This is a genomic window from Enterobacter sp. FUJ80071 (genome assembly GCF_038739915.1).
Lineage (GTDB): Bacteria > Pseudomonadota > Gammaproteobacteria > Enterobacterales > Enterobacteriaceae > Enterobacter > Enterobacter kobei.
In genome coordinates, this window is record NZ_JBBXKH010000001.1 from 3,525,084 (window position 1) to 3,538,279 (window position 13,196).

Below are 13,196 nucleotides of genomic sequence, written 5' to 3' on the forward strand. Positions count from 1 at the left end.
ATACGGCATTACTCTTTAAAATCGTTTGCTTCCAGCTCGTGGCGTGAGAGCAGCTTGTAAAACTCGGTGCGGTTGCGTCCGGCCATTCGCGCTGCGTGGGTCACGTTGCCTTTGGTGATCTGCAGCAGCTTGCGCAGATAGTTCAGCTCGAACTGGTTACGCGCTTCGGCGAACGTCGGCAAGGCCGTGTTTTCCCCTTCCAGCGCCTGCTCCACCAGCGCATCGCTGATAACGGGCGATGACGTCAACGCCACACACTGCTCAATCACGTTTACCAGCTGGCGAACGTTACCCGGCCAGCTGGCCGCCATCAGCCGTTTCATCGCATCGGTGGAAAACGCGCGGACAAACGGTTTATGGCGATCGGCCGCCTGGCGCAACAGGTGATTCGCCAGCAGCGGAATGTCTTCAGCACGCTCTGCCAGTGCCGGGATTTTGAGATTCACCACGTTCAGACGGTAGTAGAGGTCTTCACGAAACTCGTTGCGCGCCATCACTTTTGGTAAGTCGCGGTGGGTGGCGGAAATAATTCGTACGTTAATATCAATATCGCGGTTGCTGCCCAGCGGGCGCACTTTACGTTCCTGAAGCACGCGCAGCAGTTTGACCTGTAGCGGCGCAGGCATGTCACCAATCTCGTCGAGGAACAGCGTGCCGCCTTCCGCGGCCTGGAACAGCCCTTCCCGGCTGCTTACCGCGCCGGTGAAGGCGCCACGGGCATGACCAAACAGTTCGGACTCAAGCAATTGTTCCGGAAGCGCGCCGCAGTTAATGGCAATAAAGGCATTTTTGCTGCGCGGGCTGGCGTTGTGGATCGCCTGCGCCAGGATCTCTTTCCCGGTTCCGCTCTGGCCGTTAATCAGCACGCTGACGTCGGACTGGGCGACCATCCGCGCCTGCTCAAGCAGACGTAACATGATCGGGCTGCGGGTCACAATGGATTCACGCCATGCGTCGTCGCCAGAGGGTGCCGCGTGCTCCAGCGCGCTGTCGATGGCTTTGTAGAGTGCGTCTTTATCTACCGGCTTGGTGAGGAAGCTGAATACGCCCTGCTGGGTTGCGGCGACGGCATCCGGAATTGACCCGTGTGCCGTCAGGATAATCACCGGCATGCCCGGCTGCTGCTTCTGGATCTCCGCGAACAGCTGCAGGCCGTCCATTTCGTCCATCCGCAGATCGCTGATGACCAGATCAATTTTCTCGCGGCTAAGGACTTTCAGCCCTTCCTGTCCGCTTTCCGCAGTCACTACGCTGTAGCCTTCACTCACCAGACGCATCCCCAGCAGCTTTAACAGCCCGGGATCGTCATCCACCAGTAAGAGATGGGCAGGTTTACGGCTCGTCATGCTTCACATCCTCTTGTTTCTGCGTGTCGCTCTCCGGTGCTGCGGATGCGCTACCAGGCTGATATTTGCGCGACGAGAGCTGTCTTTCGATATCGGTCAGGTTTTCCAGCTTGCGCGTCGTGGTATCCAGCTGAGTGCGTAAATGCTGTTGCTGTTGACGCAGCGTATCAAGTTCGCTGTCGGTGGACTGCTGGAGCTTGCTGTAGCGAGAGCGCTCTTCAGACAGCTGAAGCTGTAGTGTCTGACCATCCCGCCAGAGCTGGTATACCGGTCGTACCTGTACCGGGAGCGCGATCGTAAAGGTATCCAGCCGGGTCACATTAGCCCGACGTTCGACGGGGGTGATTTTCGCATCGGCCAGTAGAATTCCACGCTTGAAAGCGTCCTGCCAGGTGTCGTCATCCAGCATCGCCGCTTTCGAACGGGCGTCCACCGGCGCAAGACGCTGGGCACAATCTATTCCGCGCAGCCAGAACAGCGGATTATTTTCGACATCATGCCCTGACAAATTCCAGATGTCGTCACAGCGGGTAGAGAGGAAATCCGCCAGCTGGTTATCCGGCCATTTATCTTCTTGTTTACCGCTTATCGCACTTTGTGGCGCATGGGAAACGCACCCTGCCAGAAATAAACAAGGTAAACCCAGGCGAAATGTGTTGCTGGAAAACACCGCGCGTACGGCGCGGAAAAAGACGTGTGACATACTCACCAGACTTAGATTCATTTTATTGGTTTTTCCGGCTCAGGGGCAGTTCAATACGGAAGCAAACATCCGCACGTTCGTCCGTGGCAATGTTTAGCTCACCCTGCATGCGTCGTATGCAGTCCCGGGCGATGCTTAAGCCCAGACCACTTCCTTTTACCGCACCCTTCCGCTGATGACTCCCCTGGAAAAAGGGTTCGAAGATCATGGTTTTTTCGTCATCAGGGATCGGGGTGCCGGTGTTAGCGACGTCAATAAACACCCGGGAACCCATCGTATAACTTCGGATATAAATGTTACCGGATTCAGTACCATAGTGCACCGCATTGGAGTAAAGATTATCCAGAACGCTCATTAAAAGCATCGGTTCAGCGAGACAGGCAGGCGCACTCAACTCCACCCCGGTATGCATCATTTTAGCTCTTGCTGGCAAGCTATGGGCGGAGATCACCATATCCACCAGCGGCGCAATCTCGACCTCTTCAAGAACGACCGCCCCGTCAGCCAGCTTGCGGTTGTAATCCAGCAGCTGTTCAATCAGCTTTTGCAGGTTGCGGCTGCTGGCATCCAGAATCTCAACAATTTCTTTCTGTTCTGGCGTTAGCGGCCCTGCCACCTCGTCTGCCAGCAGCTCCGTTCCTTCACGCATGCTGGCGAGCGGCGTTTTCAATTCATGGGAAATATGGCGCAGGAACTGATGACGCTGGGATTCCAGCCACGCCAGACGCTCAGACAACCAGATAATACGCTGACCAACGGAGCGCAGCTCGCGCGGGCCTTTAAAGGAAACCGAATCCCCGAGCGATTTCCCCTCTCCAAGACGGTTGATCATACGCTGAATGCCCTTCACCGGGCCGATGATCATACGGGTAAAGAGCAGAACCAGCCCGAGACTCACCAGGAAAAGCACCAGTGCCTGCCAGCCGAAGAACTGCCCGCGTTCGGCTATCTCCTGCTGCAGCTGCTGACCGCGAGAGAAAATGACCGTGCGGGTTGACTGCACCATCTCGGTGTTGGCGGCAGCAAACGCTTCAAGACGCGCGGCGGCGGCGGCATCCGGCCCGCTATTGTGGCATTGCAGCTGCGCAAGATCGTTCAGATCCTGACGCAATGCCTGATACAGCTTGTCGTCGGGCAACACGCCCGCATGCGCGTCCAGCATCTCGCTGTAGCGCTTGCGTTGACTCTGGTAAACCTTTTCCAGCGTCCGATCGTCAAGCACGCAGTACTGGCGATAGCTACGCTCCATCTCCAGCGCGGCGTTGGTCATCGCTTCACTGCGTCTGGCGTCGATAAGCGTGGTGCGGTTAGTCAGTGCGGCCTGAGCGCTCAGCGCGTTAAGGCTTTGCCACGCCTGCCAGGCGAGGATCAGCAATGGCAGCAGGATTAGCAGGAAGGCCATCATCACGAGCTGTCGCAGGGAGCGGGGAAAAACGGGCCAGCGTTTCAACGCATTACTCTCTTCATGGGGGTTTACGCAGAGCGTAACTGAGTCTGCCCTTCAGATACAACAAAGCCGGGTAAAAACCCGGCTTTGTTATGGAATAAGGCGGTGCCTAACTCGACGTTTCGCCCTGGCCTGATAAAGCATCGCTATGATCAGTAGTTGGACGGCAGGCACCTTTTTGTGCGTCATTCGAAGTTTATGTAGCACGTCCCGAAGGGGCTGACATAAGAAGGTGAATGAGCCACTGGTTAATATTATGCAACACCCGTGCCAGAATGCAAAACAAAACATTAACACATTGATATATAAACATTTTACCAGCTTCACCTGTTCATTATCGTTTGAATGATTTCCAGGCTAAGTGTCGCTATTAAGCAACACCTTAACAGGAACCTGTTCTGCCATATATAAATCAATGAGTTAAATGTCTCCTTTTGGAGACAGTCGCAAACCGTCTTTGTCGCAATTTTGCGACACGCATAAAAAAGCCCGGTGCGCTACGCTTACCGGGCCTGGAAGGTACCTACTTTACATCTTAACCCAACTGTTTACGCGCATTGCGGAAGATACGCATCCACGGGCTGTCCTCGCCCCAGTTTTCCGGGTGCCAGGAGTTGCTCACGGTACGGAACACGCGCTCCGGGTGCGGCATCATAATGGTTGCACGACCACTTTCGCTGGTGACTGCCGTAATACCGTTGACCGAGCCGTTCGGGTTAGCCGGATAGGTTTCGGTGACCTTGCCGAAGTTATCGACAAAGCGCAGCGCCACCAGACCTTTGCTTTCAAGCTGAGCCAGATGTGCTGCATCACGCACTTCTACCTGACCTTCACCGTGGGACACGGCGATTGGCATCTGTGATCCGACCATGCCCTGCAGCAGCAGAGATGGGCTTTGTGTCACTTCCACCAGGCTGAAGCGCGCTTCAAAGCGGTCAGACTGGTTACGCACAAAGCGCGGCCAGGCTTCGCTGCCCGGAATAAGCTCGCGCAGGTTGGACATCATCTGACAACCGTTACACACGCCCAGCGCCAGCGTTTGCGGACGGTGGAAGAAGGTTTCGAACTCGTCGCGCACGCGGCTGTTAAACAGAATGGACTTCGCCCAGCCTTCACCGGCGCCCAGTACGTCACCGTAAGAGAAACCACCGCAGGCCACCAGCGCCTGGAAATCTTCCAGACCGGTACGCCCGGCCAGCAGATCGCTCATGTGAACGTCGATGGCGTCAAAGCCCGCACGGTGGAAGGCAGCCGCCATTTCAACGTGGGAGTTAACGCCCTGCTCGCGCAGCACGGCCACCTTCGGACGTGCACCCGTCGCAATGTACGGCGCGGCGATGTCTTCGTTGATGTCGAAGGAGAGCTTCACGTTCAGGCCTGGATCGCTGTCGTTAGCCTTCGCGTTATGCTCCTGATCGGCACATTCCGGGTTATCACGCAGGCGCTGCATCTGCCAGGTCGTTTCCGCCCACCACATACGCAGCGTGGTGCGGCTTTCGCTGAAGACGGCATGACCGTCAGCTTCAATGACAAAGCGGTCGCCCTGTACGGCTTTACCCAGATAATGTACGCAGTCTGCCAGACCGTGCTGCGCAAGAATGGCTTCAACCGCATCGCGGTCTGCCGCACGCACCTGAATCACCGCGCCCAGCTCTTCATTGAACAGCGCTGCCAGGCGGTCTTCACCCAGAGAGGCAATATTCGCCTCCACACCACAGTGGCCGGTGAAGGCCATCTCTGCCAGCGTGACCAGCAGGCCGCCGTCGGAGCGGTCGTGGTAGGCCAGCAGCTTACGCTGCGCCACCAGCGCCTGAATTGCATCGTAGAAGCCTTTTAACTGGGCCACGTCACGCACATCGGCCGGTGTATCACCCAGCTGACGATAAACCTGCGCCAGCGCCGTGGCACCCAGCGCGTTGTGACCTTTACCCAGGTCAATCAGCAACAGGGCGTTGTCTTCGGTCGCAAGCTGCGGCGTCACGGTGTGACGTACGTCTTCAACGCGCGCAAAGGCGGAGATGATCAGCGACAGCGGAGAAGTGATCTCGCGCTGCTCGTTGCCTTCCTGCCAGCGGGTTTTCATCGACATGGAGTCTTTGCCCACCGGAATGGTCAGCCCAAGCGCAGGACACAGCTCTTCGCCCACCGCTTTCACGGCTTCATACAGGCCCGCATCCTCGCCAGGGTGACCGGCAGCGGCCATCCAGTTAGCGGAGAGCTTGATACGTTTGATATCGCCAATCTGCGTCGCGGCAATGTTGGTCAGCGCTTCACCCACAGCCAGGCGGGCGGACGCGGCGAAGTCCAGCAGCGCCACAGGCGTGCGTTCGCCCAGGGCCATCGCTTCACCGTAGTAGCTGTCGAGACTCGCGGTGGTTACGGCACAGTTCGCGACCGGGATCTGCCACGGGCCGACCATCTGATCGCGCGAGACCATACCGGTTACGGTACGGTCGCCAATGGTGACCAGGAAGGTTTTCTCTGCCACCGCCGGCAGGTGCAGCACGCGGTGGACCGCTTCTGCAACGGTGATGCCCTGGCGATCCAGCGCTTTGCCCGCTGCTTTACGCGTTTGCACGTCGCGGGTCATCTTCGGCGTTTTACCGAGCAGAACGTCCAGCGGTAGATCGATCGGCTGGTTGTCGAAATGGGTGTCGCTCAGGGTCAGGTGCTTCTCTTCGGTCGCTTCGCCGATGACGGCATACGGCGCGCGCTCGCGGCGGCACAGCTCGTCAAACAGCGGCAGTTGATCCGCTGCAACCGCCAGAACATAACGTTCCTGGGATTCGTTACACCAGATTTCCAGCGGGCTCATGCCTGGCTCATCGCTCAGGATATCGCGCAGGTTGAAGCGGCCACCGCGACCGCCATCGCTCACCAGCTCCGGCATGGCGTTAGACAGACCGCCCGCGCCCACGTCATGGATAAAGAGAATCGGGTTCGCGTCGCCCAGCTGCCAGCAGCGGTCGATGACTTCCTGGCAGCGACGCTCCATTTCGGGGTTGTCGCGCTGAACGGAAGCAAAGTCGAGATCCGCATCTGACTGACCGGAGGTCATGGAGGATGCCGCGCCGCCGCCCAGGCCGATGTTCATCGCCGGGCCGCCCAGCACGATCAGCTTCGCGCCAACCACGATCTCGCCTTTCTGGACGTGATCGGCACGGATATTGCCGATCCCACCCGCCAGCATGATCGGTTTGTGATAGCCACGCAGCTCTTCGCCGTTGTGACTGTCCACTTTCTCTTCATAGGTACGGAAGTAGCCGTTCAGTGCCGGACGGCCAAATTCGTTGTTGAATGCCGCGCCGCCCAGTGGACCGTCGGTCATGATATCCAGCGCGGTCACAATGCGCTCTGGCTTGCCGAAATCCTCTTCCCATGGCTGCTCAAAGCCAGGGATGCGCAGGTTGGAGACGGAGAAACCAACCAGACCCGCTTTTGGTTTCGCACCACGTCCCGTTGCACCTTCATCACGGATTTCACCGCCTGAACCGGTGGCCGCACCCGGCCACGGGGAAATTGCCGTCGGGTGGTTGTGGGTTTCCACTTTCATCAGGATATGCGCAGGCTCCTGATGGAAGTCGTAACGACCGGTAGCGTGGTCGGCAAAATAGCGCCCAACCTCGGAGCCTTCCATCACCGCGGCATTGTCTTTATAGGCAGACAGCACGTGGTCGGGGGTTTGCTCCATGGTGTTTTTGATCATTTTGAACAGCGATTTAGGCTGCTGTTCGCCGTCAATAATCCAGTCGGCGTTGAAAATTTTATGGCGGCAGTGCTCGGAGTTGGCCTGCGCGAACATGTAGAGCTCGATGTCGTTCGGGTTGCGGTTCAGCTTAACAAACGCATCCTGCAGGTAGTCGATTTCGTCTTCTGCCAGCGCCAGGCCGAGACGCAGGTTAGCGTCAATCAGCGCCTGACGGCCCTGCCCCAGCAGGTCTACGCTTTGTACCGGCGCAGGCTGATGGTGGGAGAAGAGCTTCTGTGCGTCATCAAGAGAAGCAAACACGCTTTCCATCATGCGGTCATGCAGCTCGGCGGCAACCGCCTGCCACTGCGCGTCGCTCAGGGTCGAGGCGTCAACGTAGTAGGCCACGCCGCGCTCCAGACGGTTAATCTGGCTCAGGCCGCAGTTGTGGGCAATGTCGGTGGCTTTAGAAGACCAGGGGGAGATGGTGCCCGGACGCGGCGTCGCAAGGATCAGTTTGCCGGTTGGCGTATGGCTACTCAGATTTGGGCCATACTTGAGCAGGCGTTCCAGCTGTACGCGCTCCTCTGCATTCAGGGGGGCATTCAGGTCAGCAAAATGGACATACTCAGCGTAAATATTGCTTACCGGAAGGTCGGCCGCCTGAAAACGTGCCAGCAGTTTGTTAATACGGAAGGCAGACAGTGCAGGCGAACCACGCAGAATTTCCATCATAAGTCTCTCGTCTTCGAAGCGCCGGGGCGCTTTCAGTGTGCGCAAGGGGGGAAAACGGGCGTCATTATAGAGAATCCTGAGCGCCGACGAAACCGTTTGCGTGGAAATAAAATTGGCGGAGACATTTAGCAATAGATGTGACCTGTCTCTCTAATTGGTTGCCAAGTGGCGCAAGTTTACGCAAAATGCCGCTCATTCAATGGCAAACCTGATTATCAAACATGGCTACAGCATACTGAGGCAACCGGCGTCGCAGAGAATTAACTAATTGAAAAAATTAAAGATTAATTATCTGCTCATCGGCATTGTTACGTTGCTGCTGGCAGTGGCCCTTTGGCCTTCCATCCCCTGGTTCGGTAAAGCCGAAAACCGTATCGCCGCCATTCAGGAGCGGGGGGAGCTGCGCGTCAGTACGCTCAACTCTCCGCTGATTTACAGCGACATTAACGGCAAAATTATTGGCCTTGATTATGAACTGGCGCAGCAGTTCGCCGATTATCTTGGCGTGAAGCTTAAAATTACCGTTCGCCAGAATATCAACCAGCTGTTCGACGACCTTGATAACAACGATGCCGACATACTGGCAGCCGGTCTGGTCTATAACAGTGAGCGTAGCAAAAACTATCAACCGGGCCCGACCTATTACTCCGTTTCGCAACAGCTGGTCTATCGCGTCGGGAGTCTGCGGCCACGCACGCTGGCCTCCATTAACGATCAACAGCTGACCATTGCGCCCGGCCATGTGGTGATCGAGGATCTGCGTGAGCTGAAAGAGAAGAAATACCCCGACCTGAGCTGGAAGGTTGATCCGAAACTGGGCACAACGGAGCTGCTGGAGCAGGTAAAAGATCAGAAACTGCCCTACACCATTGCCGATTCGGTTGCGATCAGTCTGTTCCAGCGCGTGCATCCTGAAATTGCCGTAGCGCTCGACGTTACCGACGAGCAGCCGGTGACCTGGTTTAGCCAGCTCGATGACGATCAGACTCTTTCTGCGGCCATGCTCGATTTCTATAACACCATCAATGAAGACGGCACGCTGGCGCGCCTGGAGGAAAAATATCTCGGCCACGGTGATGACTTTGACTATGTTGACACCCGCAGCTTCCTGCGCGCGGTAGATAGCGTCCTGCCAGACCTGCAGCCATTATTCGAAAAATACGCCCAGGAGATTGACTGGAAACTGCTGGCGGCTATTTCGTATCAGGAGTCCCACTGGGACACCCAGGCCACCTCACCGACCGGCGTGCGTGGCTTAATGATGTTAACCAAAAATACCGCGCTGAGCCTGGGCGTGAATGACCGTACCGATGCGGAACAGAGCATCAGCGGCGGGGCTCGCTATCTGCAGGATATGATGGCCAAAGTGCCGGAAACGGTGCCGGAAGAGGAACGGATTTGGTTTGCGCTGGCAGCCTACAATATGGGCTACGCGCATATGCTTGACGCGCGGGCGCTGACCGCGAAAACGAAAGGTAACCCGGACAGCTGGTCAGACGTAAAGCAACGTCTGCCGCTGCTAAGCCAGAAGCCGTGGTATAACAAGCTGACTTACGGCTACGCGCGCGGACATGAAGCCTACGCCTACGTGGAAAATATCCGTAAGTATCAGATTAGCCTGGTCGGCTATCTGCTCGAGAAAGAAAAAGAGGCGACAGAGGCAAGACAGCTGGCTGAGAGTTATCCGGTTGTGGCGCCGGACGAGCTTAATCGTCCGACAACTTCAATTCTGCCTTTTGTTGCTTTTTCTGCTGACGGCGCATTCGAAAGAAATCGCTTAATAGCGCCGAACACGCTGGTGCAAGTACCCCACCGATAGTTTTCACCTGGTGATTCATCCCTGGATGACCCAGCACGTCCAGCAGAGAACCGGCCGCACCGGTTTTTTCATCCCGCGCACCAAAGACCAGCGTACCAATCCGGCTGTGCACCATCGCCCCAGAACACATCACGCACGGCTCAAGCGTCACATACAGCGTAGTATCGAGCAGGCGATAGTTTTGCAGCACCATTCCGCCCTGACGAAGGGCCATGATTTCAGCGTGCGCAGTCGGATCGTGACGGCCAATCGGGCGGTTCCACCCTTCCCCTATCACCTGGTTATTGTGGACAAGCACGGCACCCACGGGCACTTCTCCCTCGTCCCAGGCGCGCTGGGCAAGCGTAAGCGCATGGCGCATCCAGTATTCATGATCGCGTTCAGGGTTGCACAACGGTTGATACTCCAGTCTAAAAGCGGGCGGCATTATACACACCCGCTATAGATAAGACTATTCGAGTTGCTGAAGTTCGCCTGCGGGCGTGACGCGCCAGCGATGCTGGCAAAAATAGAGCAGCGGGTTGTCCTGTTTGCTGTCGCTGTAGCCGCTGTAGAGACGCAGCGGCGTGCCGATGCGTTTCTCCAGCTGCACCACTTTTTCATGCCCCAGGCAGCGCATACTCAGTACCCAGCCGCCGTAACCACGGGCAATTTGTGTGGCGATAAGATTCACACGCGGCAGCCAGGGCGTATCAAAATAAACCTGTTCAACCAGCGTCTGCGGGGAGCCCGTGATCAACCAGATGTCGGCATCGTTGGCGTCGAGGTAACTGGTGAGGCGCGCCTGTACAACCGGGAACGCGGCGACATGACCGCGAAACCAGTGCGCAAACTCCTTTTCTAGCTGTTTGAGCCGCGCTTCGCTGTGGCCAAACGTACATCCCCAGAGCAGAAGGCTCATCGGCCAGCGCGCCGCCCGGCCTTTCACCAGCAGCGCGATGCCGATCGCCGGTAACAGCGGTAAGACGAGCAGCGCATTCAGAGGCTGGCGCCGCAGCAGGTAGCGCATAAACGTACCAAACATATCCTGCTGATGCAGCGTTCCATCCAGATCGAAAAAGACAACGCGACGCTCGTGATTTGCCAAACCTTACTCCTCTGGGTCGTTGAATCCTAACAGCCAGGTAAACAGGAACCCGGCGATCACCGCTACAGAATAGCCTAACAGATAGAGCATCACTTTTCCGGTCACGATAGTTAACGCCAGCGGCAAACCGGAGAGACCAAACGTAATGACGGTAGCAACTTTCCAGTAGCTGATGAGCGCCCCGCCGACCGCGCCGCCCAGACAGGCAGCCAGGAACGGTTTACCCAGCGGCAACGTGACGCCAAAAATCAGCGGTTCGCCAATGCCGAGCAATCCAACCGGAAGCGCGCCTTTAATCACTTTTTTCAGGCGTGCGTTGCGGGTTTTCAGCAGTACGGCAATCGCCGCACCGACCTGCCCCACCCCCGCCATTGAGAGTATAGGCAGCAGCGCGTTGTAACCGTGCGCCTGCACCAGTTCGACGTGGATCGGCACCAGTCCCTGATGCAGACCGGTCAGCACCAGCGGCAGGAAGGTGCCTGACAGCACCGCCCCCACTAACAAACCGCCGCGGTCAATGGCCAGAGACGCGCCATGAGCGATGGCATCAGAGATCCATCCCCCTAATGGCTGAAGAACCACAATCGCCACACTACCGGTAATTAACGTGGTCAGCAGGGGGTTGAGGATGAGTTCAATCGAGCCGGGCAATACCGCGCGAAGTCTTTTCTCAATCCAGCACATCAGGATGACCACCAGCAGCACGGCAATCACCCCGCCGCGACCAGGCTGGAGCGCCTCGCCAAACAGCGTAATTTGCGCCAGCTGCGGGCTGGAGAGAATGCCCGCCATCACGCCCCCCATCGCCAGCGAACCGCCAAACACTTTGGCGGTATTCACCCCGACCAGAATGTTCATAATGGCAAACACCGCGCTGCCGAAGATCCCCAGAATACCTAACAGGTTCGGATACTGGGTGGCAAAGTCCCCGACGATATCCGGACGCTTGAGAATATTGATAATCCCGGTGATCAAGCCGGAAGCAATAAACGCCGGGATCAGCGGGATAAAGACATTTGCCAGCTGTCGTAGCGCGTCGCTCATGGGGGCTTTGTATTTCGCCTTCGCCTGCGCTTTGGTGCGCGCAGCATCGTCGAGCGTCACACTCGCGCCGCCGCCCATCAGCGCGCGCATGGCATCAACCACCTGCGCCGCTTTCCCCGGCCCGACGATCAGCTGGTGTTGCTGCCCCTGCTTCACGTAACCGCTGACACCGGAAAGCTTCTTCAGGCCCGGCACATCCAGCTGGTCGTCGTTATGCACCTCGACGCGCACGCGCGTCATGCAGTTTTCCAGACGCTGAATATTCTCTTCTCCGCCGATCCCTCGCAGGATATCGCTGGCGAGCGCTGCTGTTTTGTCCATACACGCCTCTGTTAGTTTTCTAATGCCGCCCGTAAGAAGCCATTATGCGCATCGAGTCTGGCTCGCGCGGCCGCCGCATCCAGCCCACTTAAGATCATCAATATGGCGGGTTTAACATCGTGATCGGTCTGTTGGAGGACCGCTTCTGCCTCTTCACGGCTTGCGCCTGTCGCCTCCATCACCATACGGCAGGCTCTGTCCACCAGCTTGACGTTAGTGGCCTGCATATCCACCATCAGGTTCTGATACACCTTGCCGAACTTCACCATCGCACCGGTGGAGATCATATTGAGCACCAGCTTTTGCGCGGTACCGGATTTCAGGCGCGTGGAGCCGGTGAGCGCTTCTGGCCCGACAACCGGGGAGATGGCGATGGCGGCCACCTGAGCGATTGGAGAGCCGGGGTTACAGGAGATGGCGACCGTCGTGCAGCCGGTCTGGTTGGCGTATTCCAGACCGCCAATGACGTACGGCGTGCGCCCGGATGCCGCCAGCCCGACGACCAGATCCTTCGCCGTCAGAGTAAGTGCCTTCAGGTCATCCTCACCCAGCTGTTTGTTATCTTCCGCCCCTTCAACGGCTTTCAGCAGTGCACCAGGCCCCCCCGCAATCAACCCGACCACCAGCCCATGCGGCACGCCAAACGTTGGCGGACATTCGGAGGCGTCCAGCACGCCGAGACGGCCGCTGGTACCGGCGCCCATATAGATAATGCGGCCACCCGCTTTGAGGGCTTCCGCCGCCGCATCGACCGCTTTCGCTACCTCAGGTAATGTCTCTTTCACTGCCTGCGCGACCAGCGTATCCTGTTGATTAAAGCGGTTAACCAGCTCCAGAGTAGAGAGCGCATCCAGATCCATGGTTTGCGGGTTACGCGTTTCAGAAACAAGTGAGCCAAGATTCATTTTTTGTACCTCAAGAATTTTTAATTCATAATAATCACACTATAATGGAATATAAAATTCATTCAGGCGAGCAAAATTCGTATTTGCGTAGACAATCACAT

The 13,196-nt window shown here is 57.2% G+C and carries 9 protein-coding genes; 1 reads left to right on the top strand and 8 read right to left on the bottom strand.

Features of this window, described 5'->3' with window-relative positions; translation table 11 throughout:
- Positions 1 to 8: 8 nt before the first annotated feature.
- From glrR to purL, 4 genes are all read right to left on the bottom strand, one after another.
- Positions 9 to 1,346, bottom strand: a complete 1,338-nt coding sequence (gene glrR / locus AAER43_RS17030; protein WP_014884832.1) for a two-component system response regulator GlrR — start codon at positions 1,344 to 1,346, stop codon at positions 9 to 11.
- Complete coding sequence (qseG, locus tag AAER43_RS17035; protein ID WP_023331090.1) at positions 1,333 to 2,070, bottom strand: two-component system QseEF-associated lipoprotein QseG; 738 nt, start codon at positions 2,068 to 2,070, stop codon at positions 1,333 to 1,335. Before qseG ends, glrR begins: the two co-directional genes overlap by 14 nt.
- A gap of 1 nt (position 2,071) precedes the next feature.
- Positions 2,072 to 3,499 (bottom strand): two component system sensor histidine kinase QseE/GlrK, encoded by a 1,428-nt coding sequence (gene qseE / locus AAER43_RS17040; protein ID WP_014884834.1) that lies wholly within the window; start codon positions 3,497 to 3,499, stop codon positions 2,072 to 2,074.
- Positions 3,500 to 4,031: 532 nt separating this feature from the next.
- Positions 4,032 to 7,919 (bottom strand): phosphoribosylformylglycinamidine synthase, encoded by a 3,888-nt coding sequence (purL, locus tag AAER43_RS17045; protein WP_050862348.1) that lies wholly within the window; start codon positions 7,917 to 7,919, stop codon positions 4,032 to 4,034.
- Positions 7,920 to 8,187: 268 nt separating this feature from the next.
- Here purL and mltF point away from each other — a divergent pair, with 268 nt between their 5' ends.
- A complete protein-coding gene (gene mltF, locus AAER43_RS17050) occupies positions 8,188 to 9,738 on the top strand; it encodes a membrane-bound lytic murein transglycosylase MltF (protein ID WP_014884836.1) in 1,551 nt (516 codons plus the stop codon).
- On the opposite strand, the gene tadA is transcribed toward mltF, so the two are convergent.
- The 4 genes from tadA to murQ are packed head-to-tail and all read right to left on the bottom strand — an operon-like array spanning position 9,626 to position 13,095.
- Positions 9,626 to 10,165, bottom strand: a complete 540-nt coding sequence (tadA, locus tag AAER43_RS17055) for a tRNA adenosine(34) deaminase TadA (RefSeq protein WP_014884837.1) — start codon at positions 10,163 to 10,165, stop codon at positions 9,626 to 9,628. The genes mltF and tadA overlap by 113 nt on opposite strands.
- A 24-nt stretch (positions 10,166 to 10,189) precedes the next feature.
- Positions 10,190 to 10,825 (bottom strand): phosphatidylglycerophosphatase C, encoded by a 636-nt coding sequence (yfhb, locus tag AAER43_RS17060; protein ID WP_023331092.1) that lies wholly within the window; start codon positions 10,823 to 10,825, stop codon positions 10,190 to 10,192.
- Positions 10,826 to 10,828: 3 nt separating this feature from the next.
- On the bottom strand, positions 10,829 to 12,190 hold the full coding sequence (locus AAER43_RS17065; RefSeq protein ID WP_014884839.1) for a PTS transporter subunit EIIC: 1,362 nt from the start codon (positions 12,188 to 12,190) through the stop codon (positions 10,829 to 10,831).
- Positions 12,191 to 12,201: 11 nt separating this feature from the next.
- Complete coding sequence (gene murQ / locus AAER43_RS17070; protein WP_047026896.1) at positions 12,202 to 13,095, bottom strand: N-acetylmuramic acid 6-phosphate etherase; 894 nt, start codon at positions 13,093 to 13,095, stop codon at positions 12,202 to 12,204.
- Positions 13,096 to 13,196 lie beyond the last annotated feature (101 nt).